The organism is Pseudonocardia bannensis (assembly GCF_012911875.1).
Classification (GTDB): Bacteria; Actinomycetota; Actinomycetes; order Mycobacteriales; family Pseudonocardiaceae; genus Pseudonocardia; species Pseudonocardia bannensis.
The window spans coordinates 80,925-94,113 of record NZ_JAAXKZ010000005.1 but is presented as its reverse complement, the minus strand read 5'-3'; the positions used below and the strand labels follow the sequence as shown (position 1 = coordinate 94,113).

General features: G+C 72.6%; 16 protein-coding genes and 1 tRNA gene. 8 read left to right on the top strand and 9 right to left on the bottom strand.

The window, feature by feature from the left end; translation table 11 throughout:
• The first annotated feature begins 117 nt into the window (after positions 1-117).
• The 4 genes from HF519_RS02880 (at position 118) to HF519_RS02865 (ending at position 3,972) form a co-directional block, all read left to right on the top strand.
• Positions 118-1,071 carry a bifunctional DNA primase/polymerase gene (locus HF519_RS02880; RefSeq protein WP_169410032.1) on the top strand — a complete coding sequence of 318 codons (954 nt, stop codon included), beginning with the start codon at positions 118-120 and terminating at the stop codon, positions 1,069-1,071.
• A complete protein-coding gene (locus tag HF519_RS02875; protein ID WP_169410031.1) occupies positions 1,068-2,216 on the top strand; it encodes an AAA family ATPase in 1,149 nt (382 codons plus the stop codon). Before HF519_RS02880 ends, HF519_RS02875 begins: the two co-directional genes overlap by 4 nt.
• A 152-nt stretch (positions 2,217-2,368) precedes the next feature.
• Positions 2,369-2,560: a helix-turn-helix transcriptional regulator gene (locus HF519_RS02870; protein ID WP_169410030.1), complete on the top strand. Its 192-nt coding sequence runs from the start codon at positions 2,369-2,371 to the stop codon at positions 2,558-2,560.
• Positions 2,560-3,972, top strand: coding sequence for a tyrosine-type recombinase/integrase (locus HF519_RS02865; RefSeq protein WP_169410029.1), 1,413 nt, complete (start codon positions 2,560-2,562; stop codon positions 3,970-3,972). The genes HF519_RS02870 and HF519_RS02865 overlap by 1 nt, the downstream gene beginning before the upstream one ends.
• A gap of 151 nt (positions 3,973-4,123) precedes the next feature.
• Here HF519_RS02865 and HF519_RS02860 read toward each other — a convergent pair.
• Positions 4,124-4,199 (bottom strand) — tRNA-Arg (locus tag HF519_RS02860).
• Between the two features lie 292 nt (positions 4,200-4,491).
• On the opposite strand from HF519_RS02860, the gene HF519_RS02855 reads away from it, so the two are divergent.
• Positions 4,492-4,764, top strand: coding sequence for an SDR family oxidoreductase (locus HF519_RS02855; RefSeq protein WP_169410028.1), 273 nt, complete (start codon positions 4,492-4,494; stop codon positions 4,762-4,764).
• A gap of 29 nt (positions 4,765-4,793) precedes the next feature.
• On the opposite strand, the gene HF519_RS02850 is transcribed toward HF519_RS02855, so the two are convergent.
• The 3 genes from HF519_RS02850 to HF519_RS02840 form a co-directional block, all read right to left on the bottom strand.
• Entirely contained in the window at positions 4,794-6,413 is a 1,620-nt protein-coding gene (locus tag HF519_RS02850; RefSeq protein WP_211169444.1) for a hypothetical protein, read from the bottom strand.
• Positions 6,414-6,642: 229 nt separating this feature from the next.
• Positions 6,643-6,783: a hypothetical protein gene (locus HF519_RS02845; protein ID WP_169410026.1), complete on the bottom strand. Its 141-nt coding sequence runs from the start codon at positions 6,781-6,783 to the stop codon at positions 6,643-6,645.
• Between the two features lie 142 nt (positions 6,784-6,925).
• A complete protein-coding gene (locus tag HF519_RS02840; protein WP_169410025.1) occupies positions 6,926-7,141 on the bottom strand; it encodes a hypothetical protein in 216 nt (71 codons plus the stop codon).
• Positions 7,142-7,221: 80 nt separating this feature from the next.
• Here HF519_RS02840 and HF519_RS02835 point away from each other — a divergent pair, with 80 nt between their 5' ends.
• From HF519_RS02835 to HF519_RS02825, 3 genes are read left to right on the top strand one after another with little or no spacing between them, the layout of a single operon-like run.
• The gene (locus tag HF519_RS02835; RefSeq protein WP_312859860.1) at positions 7,222-7,821 is read left to right on the top strand and encodes a TetR/AcrR family transcriptional regulator; all 600 of its coding nucleotides are present in this window, start codon (positions 7,222-7,224) and stop codon (positions 7,819-7,821) included.
• A gap of 36 nt (positions 7,822-7,857) precedes the next feature.
• Positions 7,858-8,142 (top strand): hypothetical protein, encoded by a 285-nt coding sequence (locus HF519_RS02830; RefSeq protein ID WP_169410024.1) that lies wholly within the window; start codon positions 7,858-7,860, stop codon positions 8,140-8,142.
• Positions 8,143-8,162: 20 nt separating this feature from the next.
• Positions 8,163-8,522, top strand: coding sequence for a hypothetical protein (locus HF519_RS02825; protein ID WP_211169443.1), 360 nt, complete (start codon positions 8,163-8,165; stop codon positions 8,520-8,522).
• Positions 8,523-8,554: 32 nt separating this feature from the next.
• Here HF519_RS02825 and HF519_RS02820 read toward each other — a convergent pair whose 3' ends face one another.
• The 5 genes from HF519_RS02820 to HF519_RS02800 all read right to left on the bottom strand — a co-directional run bounded on the left by HF519_RS02820 (position 8,555) and on the right by HF519_RS02800 (position 13,106).
• On the bottom strand, positions 8,555-9,517 hold the full coding sequence (locus tag HF519_RS02820) for a DUF5996 family protein (RefSeq protein WP_169410023.1): 963 nt from the start codon (positions 9,515-9,517) through the stop codon (positions 8,555-8,557).
• A gap of 243 nt (positions 9,518-9,760) precedes the next feature.
• A complete protein-coding gene (locus tag HF519_RS02815) occupies positions 9,761-10,267 on the bottom strand; it encodes a class I SAM-dependent methyltransferase (RefSeq protein ID WP_169410022.1) in 507 nt (168 codons plus the stop codon).
• On the bottom strand, positions 10,264-10,761 hold the full coding sequence (locus HF519_RS02810; protein ID WP_169410021.1) for an acyltransferase: 498 nt from the start codon (positions 10,759-10,761) through the stop codon (positions 10,264-10,266). Before HF519_RS02810 ends, HF519_RS02815 begins: the two co-directional genes overlap by 4 nt.
• Positions 10,740-11,840, bottom strand: a complete 1,101-nt coding sequence (locus tag HF519_RS02805; protein ID WP_169410020.1) for a glycosyltransferase family protein — start codon at positions 11,838-11,840, stop codon at positions 10,740-10,742. The genes HF519_RS02810 and HF519_RS02805 overlap by 22 nt, the downstream gene beginning before the upstream one ends.
• A 126-nt stretch (positions 11,841-11,966) precedes the next feature.
• Complete coding sequence (locus tag HF519_RS02800; protein ID WP_312859859.1) at positions 11,967-13,106, bottom strand: metallophosphoesterase; 1,140 nt, start codon at positions 13,104-13,106, stop codon at positions 11,967-11,969.
• Positions 13,107-13,189: the final 83 nt, after the last annotated feature.

Below are 13,189 nucleotides of genomic sequence, written 5' to 3'. Positions count from 1 at the left end.
CCCAACCCACCGCACCGCACCGATCACCCTGCCTCGTGGCGGCTCGACACGCGCCGCCGCGCGGCCCCGCACACCCACCTGCGATTACACACCGTTACCACTGGAGGTCGTTCCGTCATGAACCGCGCCCTCGACTCCGCCGACCTGCTCGACGCCGCTCTCGACGCCGCGGCCCGGGGCTGGCCGGTGTTCCCACTCCACCGGGGGACGAAGCGCCCCGCGCTGCACGGCTACACCCGCTGCCCCCGCCAGGGAGCTTGCGCCGGCGGCCACCAGGGCTGGGAGCAGCGCGCCACCACCGACCCCGCCCGCATCCGCGCCGCCTGGGCGGCCGGCCCGTTCAACATCGGGCTCGCCACCGGCCCCGCCGGGCTCCTCGTGGTGGACTGCGACACCCGCAAGAACCTCGACGATCCGGACGAGGCCCCGCCGGGGGAGTGGGCCGGTGCGGCCGGCGGGGTGGACGTCCTGGCGGTGCTCGCCGAACACGCCGGCGCCGCGCTGCCCGGCACGTTCACCGTCGGCACGCCGTCGGGTGGGCGGCACCTCTACTTCCGGGCCCCGGCCGGGGCTGGGCTGCGCAACAGCGCCGGCCTGCTCGGTTGGAAGATCGACACCCGGGCGCACGGCGGCTACGTCGTCGCCGCCGGCTCCACCACCCCGGCCGGGGACTACACCGTCACCGACGACCGCGCGCCGGCCGAGCTGCCCCCGTGGCTGTTCCAGCGCCTGCGCCCGGCGCCGCCACCGGCGCCGCTGGCCGGGCCGATCCGCCCCGGCAGCGGCCGGCGGGATCGCTACCTCGATGCGGCACTGCGGGCTGAAACAGCACGGGTGCACGCCGCCGCACCCGCGCAGCGCAACGCCTGCCTCTACATCGCCTCCGTGGCGCTCGGCCAGCTCGTCGCCGGTGGCTCGCTGTCCGAGCCGGAGGCCCGCGCGGTGCTGCTGTCGGCGGCGGCTCGGCACCTGGCGCTGCGCGCCTACAGCCCGCGCCAGGCCGAGCAGACGATCACCTCCGGCCTGCGGGCCGGGGCCAAACGACCCCGCCGGATCGAGGACGCCGCATGAATCCGCACCCGCCCCCGGCCCCTCACCCGACCGACCCCGGAACCGGCCCGCACAGCCCGGATCAGGGCCCGCTGAGCGGCCCCGCACCGGCGCGGGAGCGCCGCGGGCTGGAAGCCGTGCCCCCACCCCGCCGCACCGCCTGGGACGCCGAGGAGCTGATGACGATGGCCTTTCCCGAACCCCGCTGGGCCGTGCCCGGGATCATCTGCGAGGGCGTGACCCTGCTCGCTGGGCCACCCAAGGTCGGCAAGTCCTGGATGGGCCTGGGCCTGGCCCTCGACATCGCCGCCGGCCGCCCCGCCCTCGGCTCCATCCCGGTCGACGCCGGCCCGGTGCTCTACCTCGCGCTGGAGGACACCCCGCGCCGGCTGCAGTCCCGGATGCGCACCGTGCTGGCCGGGCGGCCCGCGCCGGCCGGGCTGACCCTGTCCATCGCCTGCCCGCCGATGCCGGCCGGCGGCGACGAGCAGATCGACGCCTGGCTGACCGCGCACCCGGGCGCGCGGCTGGTGGTGATCGACGTGTTCGCCAAGGTCCGCGGCACCCCACCGGCCGGAGTCGCCGCCTACGACGCCGACTACGCGGCGATGGGCCGGATCAAACGGGTGGCCGACCGGCACGGCGTCGCCGTCGTGCTCGTGCACCACGTCCGCAAGGCCGCCGCGGAAGACTTCCTGGCCACCGTGTCGGGCACCAACGGGCTGGCCGGCGCCGCCGACGCCGTGCTCGTCCTGGAGCGCGCCCGCGCCCAGGCCGACGGGGTCTTGCACGTCACCGGCCGCGACGTCGACGAAACCGACTACGCGCTGTCGTTCGACCCGGAAGCCGGGGCGTGGCGGGTCCTCGATGGGCGCGCCGAGGACTACCTCATGCGCGACGCCCGCTCAATGGTGCTGCGCTACCTGCGCGACTACCCGGGCCAGCGGCCCAAGCAGATCGCCGACGCGCTGCAGCTCGACCCCGGCGCGGTCCGGCAGACCTGCCGGCGCATGGTCGCCGACGGCCAGCTCCACGCCACCCCCGGCGGTCAGTACCGCCCCGCCGACGGTGACACCCGTGACAGCAGTGACAGCCCCGACCCGGAGAGCCCGTCACTGCTGTCACTGCGTCACGCCGACCCCGCTGACCTGGGCGAACCCGAGTGACAGGGGCGAACCGGCGGAGTGACAGCCGCGGACCACCACCCGGGCCCTACTCCCGTCACTCCGCTACTGCACCCGATCTGACCTGCGCAAACAGCTGTGACAAACCGAGTGACAGCAGAGTGACTGTCACTCCCCGGACCCGGGAGAACCATTTGAGCCGGCCACCCGCCCGCCTCACCGTCGCCGACCTCTGCGTCGAACTCGGCATCTCACGCTCGACCTTCTACGAGTGGCGCGCCAAGGGACGTGCCCCCCGCTGTATCAAGCTCCCCAACGGCGAGATCCGCATCCGCCGAGCCGACTTCGAGACCTGGCTCGACTCCCTCGAAGAAGTGGCCGCCTGATGGAGGCGACGTTCAGCGTCCGGGTGTGGGGGATCCAGGAGAACGTCCGTGGCGCGGAGCGGAAGACGCGCAAGACCTACACGGTCCGATGGAAGGTCGGAGCGCGGCCGTGGAAGGCCACCTACGAAACCCGCGCTCTCGCCGACAGCTTCCGCGCGGCCCTGCTGACGGCGGCCCGCAACGGCGAGCCGTTCAGCATCTCCACCGGCCGGCCTGTCTCGATGGTTCGTGCCGCGGCGCCCACGTCGTGGTACTCGTTCGCGTGCGACTACGTCGACATGAAGTGGCCCGGGTCGGCGGCCAACACTCGCCGCAGCACGGCGGAAGCGCTGGCGGTCATCACGCTGGCCCTGCTGAGAGACGGGCGCGTGCCGGAGAGTGGTCAGGCTGTCCGGACCGCGCTGAGGCGGTGGGCGTTCAACACGGTGAGGAGGACCGCGCCGGACTGCCCCCGCGAGGTGCAGGAGCGTCTTCGGTGGGTCGCGGCCAACACCCGTCCTCTCTCCGAACTCGCCGACACCCAGGTCCTACGGGGGGTCTTCGACGCGATGGCGACGAACCTCGACGGCTCCCGAAGCGCTGGAACAGTGGTGAGGCGCCGCCGGGCCATCCTCTTCAACGCGCTTGAGTACGCGGTGGAGCTGGACCTGTTGTCGCGTAACCCCGTGGAGTCGCTCAAGTGGCGCGCCCCGAAGGTCTCGCATGCAGTTGACCGGCGATCCGTCGTCAACCCGTACCAGGCGCGCACCCTGCTGCGAGCGCTCGCCGAGGAGAGGCCGAAAGGTGCCCGCTCGGAGGAGTGGGTGTCCAGCGGCCCGCGGCTCGTCGCGTTCTTCGCGCTGATCTACTACGCGGCGCTGAGGCCGGAGGAGGCGGTCAACCTCCGGAGGGCAGATCTGGTGCTGCCGAAGACGGGGTGGGGAGAGATCCACCTCGAACGGGCCACACCGGATGCCGGCCGGGACTGGACGGACAACGGCTCTCATCGTGACGAGCGGCAGCTTAAGCACCGGGCGAAAGGTGAGGTCCGAGTCGTCCCGTGCACCCCGGAGCTGACCGGTCTCCTCCACGTCCACATCGAGGCTTACGGGATCGCACCCGATGGCCGGCTGTTCACCGGACTACGCGGCGGAGAGCTGGCCCGCTCGACCTACCACCGCGCTTGGATCCGCGCCAGGAAGGTCGCATTCACCCCTGAGGTGTACGGGTCCGCATTGGCCAAGACGCCGTACTCGCTGCGGCACGCCTGCGTGTCCACGTGGCTCAACGGTGGCGTTCCGCCCACGCAGGTCGCCGAGTGGGCCGGCCACTCCGTGGACGTGCTGTTGAAGGTCTACGCGAAGTGTCTTGAGGGGCAGGACGCGGAGGCTCGTCGTCGGGCACTGGCCGCCCTGGGTGCCGGTCCAGCCTGATCGCCGCGGGCACGCTACGGGCACACCGCGGGCACGATACGGGCACAGATGGCCGGGAACGGCTGGATCCGGTCGGGTAGAGCCGGACAGAACAAAATCGGCCCCTCACCCTGTTTCAGCAGGTGAGGGGCCGATTTCATGTGCTAGCCAGTGGTGCCCCCGGCAGGATTCGAACCTGCGACGCACGGTTTAGGAAACCGATGCTCTATCCCCTGAGCTACGAGGGCCTGCATCGGGATCCTAGCTGCGTGGGGCGAGCGCCCGGTCATGGTGGGGGTGTTGGGACGGCCCTGCCTGGCGGCGTCCGGTTCGCGGCGGTTCGAGCGGCCTGTCATTCCGCAGTCTGCGCCAGGTCGTCCGCCGGACCTCGTCCCCGGGAGTTGGGCCGAGCCCGGGCGGAGCCCGGATGCGTGCGCTAGGAAGAGGCGCAGCCCTTGGGTCGGCATGACCGCTGCGGAGGCGAGAGGCGCATGGATCTCGAACTCGGCGGGCGCACCGCCGCGGTCGTAGGGGGGTCGAGTGGCCGGCCTGGTCAACGTGACCAGGTCGATGGCCCGCGCGCTCGCCCCGCAGGTGCGCGTCAACTGTGTCGCGCCGGGCATCACGCTGGCCCCGATAGGGAAGGACGCCATCGACGCCCTCCCCGAGAGCTACGCGGCCACGAGCCTGCTGCTGCAACGTTTCGCCACCCCGCAGCGGGTGGCGCAGCTGATCGCCCTGGTCGCCAGCCCGGTCACGGAGTACATGACCGGCGCGACCATCGACATGAACAGCGGCCGGTTCCTGCGTTGAGCCGCGACCGACAGGACCATCCTCAGCAGCTACTGGTAGGAGACGAAGACAGGCGGTTCCGGCGTGATGGCGACCGTCTGGGCGGAGGTGAAGGTGGGCTTGTCCTCGTCGTAGAAGTTCTTCCAGCCCCACCAGATCCCGGGTGGCGGATCCGCGCGCAGGCTGTTCCAGGTCTCGAACTTGCGGTCGGGGGTGCCGAACCCGTCGGCGTGGACGAGCACGGCGAGCTCGTCACGGCTGGTGTCGACGCGAACCCGGTCGCTGATCATGGTGAGCCGGAACTGGTGCAGCATCAGCAGCTTCTGTGGGAGCCGACGATCCCGCGTCAGGTCGGCGAGCCATGCGACGACCCTGTTGACCTCCGCCGCGGTGACCGAACCGATCTGTTCGCGATGACGCTGGCCGGGCGCCAGCCGCCACTCCGGGTCCAGCGCGAGGCCGACGTGCGGCTGGGCGAGCAACTCCTCGTACCGGCGGGCCTGGGTCAGGAAGTCGGACCGGCCCGGCTGCAGGTCGAGCACCACGTACATGCCCGCGTCGCGGGCGGCGTCCACCCACGGCCTCAGCTCGGCCGCGGTGGCCTCGGCGGAGTAGTCGCCGTCCGGGCCGGCGTTCGTGTCGGCGACCGTCGCGATGACCTCGAACGCGGGCACGACCGGCTCGGGCACCAACGCCTGGTACGACTGCGCCAACTGCTGCGCCCGCCGGACCGCCGCATCTACGGGCTGCTCTCCGAGGACCCCCATCGCCGGCACCCCGGGATGGCCGTAGAGAGCGACCACACGGCGCCCGGGAAAGACCAGCTGACCCCCGCCGGGAAGCTGTGCACCGGTGGCCGCCACCTCCAGACGGGCACGCAGAAGTTCCGGCGAGCCGAACCCGGCACCCACCGCAACGACACGATCGGGCCGGCTCCGGGACAGGGCGACGATCGCATCCGGGTCGCCACGCGGATCGGCCCCGGCGACGACCTGCACCTGCGCCCCGCTGGCCCGTGCCGTCGCGCTCGCCGCGAGTGCGGCGGGTTCCGGCGGGACGAGCACCAACAGCGGTCCCACCCCCGCTGCCGCCGCGACGGTCGGCAACCGGCCCGGATCTGCCGACCGGCCGACGTCTCCGGCTGCCGATGGGCCGGATATCAGCAGCGCCGGGTGATCCCGGTCGAGGCCTGCGACCTCGGCGACGAGCCGAGCCGGGTCGACCGGTCGGGGTGTACCCAATCGCCTGCCGGTCATGAGGTCGAGGATCGCCGGATCTGCGGGGGCCTGGACAACCGACGCGCCCCCGTCCGCGCTCCTCGCCCACGTCACCGAGTCCCCGACGGTGAGCACGACCCGAGGGCCCAGCCGCCTCAGCTCCGCCCGCACCGCAGCGCCGTCCCCTGTAGACGGCGTCAGCAGCAACGGGACCCCGAGCGCGACGGCCAGCGAGGCCCCTCGGCCCTGCGCGACCACGTCCTCCTCCGGCGCCAGAACCACCACCGGCGCGGAGTCGTAGAGCGTCGCGCTGGTGGACACCGCCAGTAGCGCAGCGCCGTTCCCGGCGAGCACCGTCGTCCGTGCCCCGGGAGTACGCAACTGCGGCGCCACCACCGCGGGCGGTGGTTCCGCGGTGCAGCCGGCGAGCAGCAGCCCGGCCACGGCGAGCACCGCCGCCCGTCCACAGCCGCGCCGAAGCATGCCGCCCCCACAGCTCGATCCCGCCGAGGACAGCTGGTACGGGCTCGCGGTGGAACGGTGCCGGCCAGTGCCCGCTCCGGTCCAGCCGCCCCCTCACAGGATCCGTCGGGCCGGCCCTCGGCGAGTTGCGGAATTCAGGATAGATCCGGAGTGCGGAGGTCGAGCCCGGTACACGCCGACAACGGTCGAGCCACTCGAATCACGGGTCAGGGGGGCGTGGCGGGATGATGACGATCTTGCCGACGTGGGCCCGCCGCAGGATCGCGCTCCGGGCGGTGTGGATGTCGGTCAGGTCGTAGCGGGCGGCGATGCGAGGGCGGACGGCGCCGTCGAGAGCCACGGCGGCGAGTCGGGCAAATGCGCCCGGGTCCGACCGCCGGGCTATCGGCGCGCGCCGGTACGGCGAAACAGCCGCTGGGCGCCGTCCCGGCTGAATGCGGACAGCGGACGGCGGCACGCCGCTGTGAGGGGCACGCGTGAGATCACGCCGACGGCTGTGGACCTCCGGCGGGCCGCACCCGGTACAGGATCAACACGTCCGCCTGCTCGTGATCGTGACCCGGACGATCCGGCGGCGCGCTCGGACGCCGCCGGACCCCCTCGGGCGCCGGCAGGCCGTGCCGGATGGCGTTGCCGGCGTGGATCCCGTAGCCGACGTCTCGCACCAGCGCACCCAGCCGCTGCAGCGTCCGTCCCATTGCATCCGCTCCTACACTGATCTGTGAAGTCAGGTCCGACAGTAGGTACACAGGTCTGTGAATACAAGTGGGAGGGCGACATCAGTACGAAGATCACCGATGGCCGAGAAATCCGACTGACGCCGGGTGCTCAACGCATCCTCGATGTCGCTTCCGAGCTGTTCTACTGGCGGGGCATCCATGCCGTCGGGGTGGACACCATCGCCGCCGAGTCCGGGGTCACCAAGCGGACCCTGTACGACCGCTTCGGCTCCAAGGACGGGCTGATCGTGGCCTATCTGGAGGCCCGGGACCGCCGCTGGCGCGACCTCGTCACCGCACGCCTGGACGCCGTGTCCGCCGACCCGGTGCGGCGCGTGCTGGTGCCGTTCGACGTGCTGCCCGAGTGGCTCGCGCCCAGCAGCAGGGGCTGCAGCTTCGTCAACGCCTTCGCCGAGCTCCCCGAGCCCGAGCATCCCGGGCGTCAGGTGGTCGTCGCCGGGAAGAAGTGGCTGCGGGATCTGTTCCGTGAGCTGCTCGCGGAAGCCGGGATCGCGGACCCGGACGCCCTCGCCGTGCAGCTACTGAGCCTGCACGAGGGAGCCATCGTCTGCTACTCCATGGCGGACGAGGCGAACGCCGCGGCCAGTGCCCGGGCGGCTGCCGAAGCACTCGTCGCTCGCGCCGTCCATCAGTCGTAGGCGAAGCGCCCGTCCGGTCTGGGAACGGGGGTCGGGGTGGCGTTCCTGTTCCGCGCCATCGGCACCGGGCCGATGAGCGTCGTGGTGCCGGTCAGCGCCCTCGCCGGGGCGGCGCTGCCGGTCCTGGTGGCGCTGCTCGCCCTGGGAGATCGGCCCACCCCGGCGGCGCCGGCCGGGATCGCGGTGGCCCTGCCCGCGATCTGGCTGGTCTCCCGCCCGCACGAGACGTCCCACGACGGCTCCGAGGGGGGCATCACGTCGCGGCATCGCCGCAGCGTCGCCGGCATCGCCGCAGCGTCGCCGGCATCGGCGATGCACTGATCGCCGGCGCCGGGTTCGCCGTGCAGTTCCTGGCCCTGGCCCACGTCGACCTGGGCTCCGGTCTGTGGCCGGTCGTGCTGAGCAGGCTGACCTCGGTCCTGATCATCGCCATGCTCATCATCCGGACCGGTGTGCAGTGGAGCCTGCCGGCCCGACCCGCAGCCGTCGCGATGGCGTCGGGAACAGCGGGCACCGCCGCGATCATCTGCTATCTGTTCGCGAGTCGCCAGCAGCTGCTCAGCACGGCCACCGTGCTGGCTGCGCTCTACCCCGCCGTCCCCGTCGTGCTCGTGCTGATGCTGCTCCGCGAACGCCTCAGCGCCGCCCAGACCGGGGGTCTGCTCGCTGCGGCAGCAGCGGCGTCGCTCGTCGCGATCTGAGTGCGGAACCGGGGCATCCCCGTGAGGCGCGGCTACCCCGGCGCTTGTCCGCCGGGCCCCCACGCGTACGGGTCGGTTGCCCCACCGACGCTGTCATGGCGCTCGAGGTCCCAGCCGGCTCGGCGCACACCGGCCCGGTAGGCGCTCTCGTAGAAGTCGAGCACCGCGGCCCGGGGGTCGGGCAGCGCCCGGGCGTCGTCGTAGCGGAGCACGGCGAGGCGGCTGCCGTTCCGTTCGGTCCATCGGGCGGGGGCGGGTTGCAGCGGCTCGTCGGCGAGGCCGTCGGGTTCCGGGACGGTGTAGGAGTAGAACGCCGGCTCGGGGAAGGATTCGTCGCCGAACCAGAACCCGAAGCTGAGCAGCTCCCGCGAATAGGCTTCCCGGGTGACCGGGTCGGTCGTCGGCGGGTGCTCCACGTGCCCGTCGCCGAACCGCGTGACGGCGATGTCGAACGAGTGCCAGAAGTGGTGGACCGGGCTCGTCTTCCCCGACCAGCGCCCGGCGAACTCCTCCAGGATCAGGTTCACCCGGCTCAGCACCCGCCAGTACCTGGTCGCCGCGGCCGGGTCGTATGTCACGTGCTCGGTGTCCTCGGCGAAGGGCCGGGCGGCGTCGGGCAGGTCGAACGGCCGCGGGTGTTCGATCGCGACGTCCACGCCGACAGCGTCGAGTCCCCGGGTGAGCTCGGCGGTGAAGCCGGCCACCGACCGCCCGACCAGCGGAAACGCGTGACGCAGCCCGCTGACGGCGGTGATGTCGAGTCGATGGTCGAGGAAGTCGAAGTCGATCGCGAAGATCGGGTCCTCGCCCATCGGGCGGGTGGTGATCCCCCGCCCGGTCAGGTGGAAGGGCACGTTCCACCAGTGGTTGCGCCGGGGGCCGGCCGCCAGCCGGATCTTGCCCACCACCTGAGCGAACCGGTGCAGGGTGGCCAGGGTGTCGCTCCAGGACGTGTAGGGGATCTCGGGGTACGCCGAGGACGCCGGCCGGGTCATGGCGATGTCCTGAGCCGGGAGAGAACCGCATCGACGGCGCCGCCCGGCCGGCAGGTCGTCCCGAGCACCAGGATCGGCGGTTCAGCAGCCATGGTGCGCGCCCCTTCCAGCGGCGAAGGCCCGGATCCCCGGCAGCGGCCGCGGGTCGCTCGGGTGTCCGCCGTCGTACCGGGGATTCGACGACCTCGGCACCGCGCTCGCGACGCTGTGCCACCAGCGTACGGGTGTGCCGGGCGGCGGCCGTCAGGGTTTGCGGGCGTAGCAGCGCAGGTTGCGGATGTCGTAGGTGAACAGCTCCAGCACCTCGAAATGCGCACTGACGGCGGCGTGCAGCGAACGGGCGTCGAACATCGTGTGGTGTGCGTTCCAGATCCACAGCGGCACGCCCTTGGCGTCGACACCGCGGTGTGCGGCGCGCTCGGAGTGCCCGCCGAGGATCCAGTGGTTGGCCTCGACGGCGCCGATCTCGCCGGCGACCCACTGCCGCGCGACGAACTTCGCGTCGGGCACGCCGATGTCCAGCCGCGCGCCCGGGCACAGCACCCGGGCCCATTCGCAGAGGGTCTCGTCGATGAGTTCGTAGCTCTGGTGCTCGAGCACGTGGTTCGCGCGGAGCGCGTCCATCGACCCGCTCGCGAAGGGGAGGCGGTCGATGCTGCAGCGGACCTCGATGTCGGGGAGCGCGAGCATGTCGACGTGCACGTCGTAGTCGGGATGCGGCTTCTCCCCGGCACCGATCTCGAGCCTCACCGTGCGGTCCGGGTGATCTGCTTGACGGGCCGCGCGGGGCGGCCGGCGACCACCGTGTAGGGCTCGACGTCGTCGCGGACCAGCGAACCGGCGGCCACGACGGCGTGCTCCCCGATCGTCACCGGCCCCAGCACCAGCACGTGGCTGGCGAGCCACACGCCGTCGCCGATCACCACGTCCCGGCCGGAGCGGGTGATGGCCAGCTGCCGCTCGCGGCCGAACCTCTCGATGTCGTGCGTTCCCGTGAGGACCGCGACGTCGTGGCCGAAGAACGCGTACTCCCCCACGGTGACCGTGCCACCGGACAGGTTGAACAGCGCGTTGTTCACCACCGCGGTGTCGGCGAGGTGCAACCGTGCCCGATCGCCGTGCCAGCGGGGCCGGTACAGCGCATCCAGCTTCAGCTGCTCGATCCGTTCGGCGAGCTTCTCGGCCACCAACGCGTCGACGGTGCCGCCGAGCAGCCGGGTGATCACGCCATCGAGCAGTCGCATCCCTCGTACCCCTCGTCGTGGGCCGGGCTCGGATGGTGACCCACCGGGGCGCCCGACAGCAGCAGACGCAGCCGATGGCTGAGTACGTCGAGCCCGAAGAACCTCCGGGCGATCGCCTCGTTGTGGTCCAGCAGCTCCGGGTCGGGATCGGCCAGCCAGGCGCGCAACGGTTCCGGGGTGGCGGGGTCGAACCAGCGGAATCCGAACGCGGCGAGCTCGCGCGCGACCGGGAAGCCGGCCACCGCGATGGGTCGGCGGTGCAGCGCCGACTCGATCAGTGGCAGCCCGAACCCCTCCCAGGACGACGGGAGCACCACGACGTCGCAGGCCGCGTACGCGCTGTCCATTCCCACGCCGAAGGGGAGGCGGCGGCGGACCGGAACCGTGGTGGCGCGCAGCAGGCCGTTCAGCCCGGCCTGGTAGCCGTCCTCGACCGGCCCGGTCAGCCAGTACGTCCCGCCCAGCGCCGCGGTGAGGGCCAGCCCCACGCTGACGTTCTTCCGGGCGATCGCCCGCGTGGGCTGCAGCACGAGCGGCCCGTCGCCGATCCGTAACCGGGCCCGCAGCGGCTCCCGGTGTTCCGGGCGGGGGCGGACGTCGAAGCCGTGGTAGATCGTGGTGGCCGAGACGCCGCGCTCGGCCAGCGACCGCCGGGCCAGCTCGTTGATCGTGACGTGCCGCCAGGCCGGGTCGTCCGGCGGCCACCCGACGGTCGCTGCGTACCGCTCGCGCTCCCACGGCAGGTCATGATGGCGGAGCACGGCGGGCCGGCCCGCCAGGTAGGCCGCCACCGCCTCTCCCACGCGCGGGTTCATCGGCAGCGAGCACAGGTTGTCCACCACGACGATGTCGGCGCCGTCGAGCACCGCCTCCAGCTCGCGGCGGGACGGCGCCTGCCGGGAGTCGAGCGCGAGTCCGCGCACGATGACGTCCGGCCGGCCGGCCCCGGCCACCGTGCGCACCCGCATCCCGAGCCGGCGCAGCGCGCTCTCCCATTGCGCCGCGGCCACCGACACCCCGTCGGCCATGCCGAGGCGATAGGACAGGATCGCCACGCGCCGCCCGGTCGGGTCCGCCACGTCCGCATCGCCCTCCGCGTAGGGGAGAGCGACATTTTCTGCACGCCTTCACCCTCTGTGCAGCCACCGAACGCCCGAGCCCGGAGGGCCGGATGGCCCAGAGGCGGCGGCCTGGAGGGCCCGCGGTCAGCCCCGGCGGGCCCGCAGCGTCAGCAGCGTGATCTCCGGCGGTGAGCCGACCCGGACCGGCGGCCCCCAGAACCCGACTCCGCGCGTCACGTACAGCCAGGTGTTCCTGATCTTGGTGAGGCCGGCGAGGACCGGCTGGTCGAGCAGTGCGACGTAGGTCAGCGGCCACATCTGCCCGCCGTGGGTGTGCCCGGAGATCTGCAGGTCGACGCCGGCCCGAGCCGCCGCGTCGACCATCACCGGCTGGTGGGCCAGCAGTACCACCGGCCGCGACGGGTCCCGGCCGGCCAGCGCCGCATCGAGGTCGAACCCGTGCCCGGGCACCCCCGACACGGCCGCGGTCCGGTCGTCGCAGCCGGCGATGTCCAGCACGGCCGCGCCGCGGCGGATCTCCACCCGTTCGTTGCGCAGCACCCGCACGCCGAGGGTCGGGAGGTACTCGACCCAGCCCGCGGCGCCGGAGAAGTACTCGTGGTTGCCCGTGACGAAGTAGGCAGGCGCGCGCAGGTCACGCAGCGGCTCGGCGTAGGAGGCCAGGTCCTCGACGTCGCCGTCCACAAGGTCCCCGACCAGGGCGACCAGGTCCGGTTGCGCATCGTTGATCGTCGCGACGAAGCCGGCGAGGTCGGCGCGGCCGACGAGCGGCCCCAGGTGGACGTCGGCGATCGCGGCGATGGTGAAGCCGTCGAACGCCGGATCGAGCCGGTCGAGCAGCACCTCGCGGCGCTCGACCCCGGGTCGGCGGGCCATCACCGCGCCGTAGCCGACGGCCCCCAGCGCGACGAGGCCCGCGGTCCCGGCCAGCACGCGCGACAGGAACCGTCGACGCTCCGGGTCCGGTCGTCCCCGGGCGACCCGCAGGCCGAGCCGGACCAGTTCCCCGACCAGCAGCACCGCCGACGCGTACAGCACCAGGGCGAGCCACAGGTACCCGACGTAGTGCAGCGGCCGGGCCTCGTCCGGGCCGAGGATGCGACGGGTGAGGAACGTGGCCAGCACCGCGAGCCCGAACACCACCACGACCGCCGCGCCGGTCAGCCGCGCCCGTCGCGTGACGAACACGTCGTGCACCGCCCGCCGGTAGACGTAGAGGTGCGAACCGATCATCACGGCCAGGGCGGCGTACACGAACCACACGAGCGTCCATCCTCGCGCATCGCCGCACGGGCTTTGAGTAACCGGCCCGGTCAGCCGCCACGGCGGCCTCTCAGGCGCCTCTC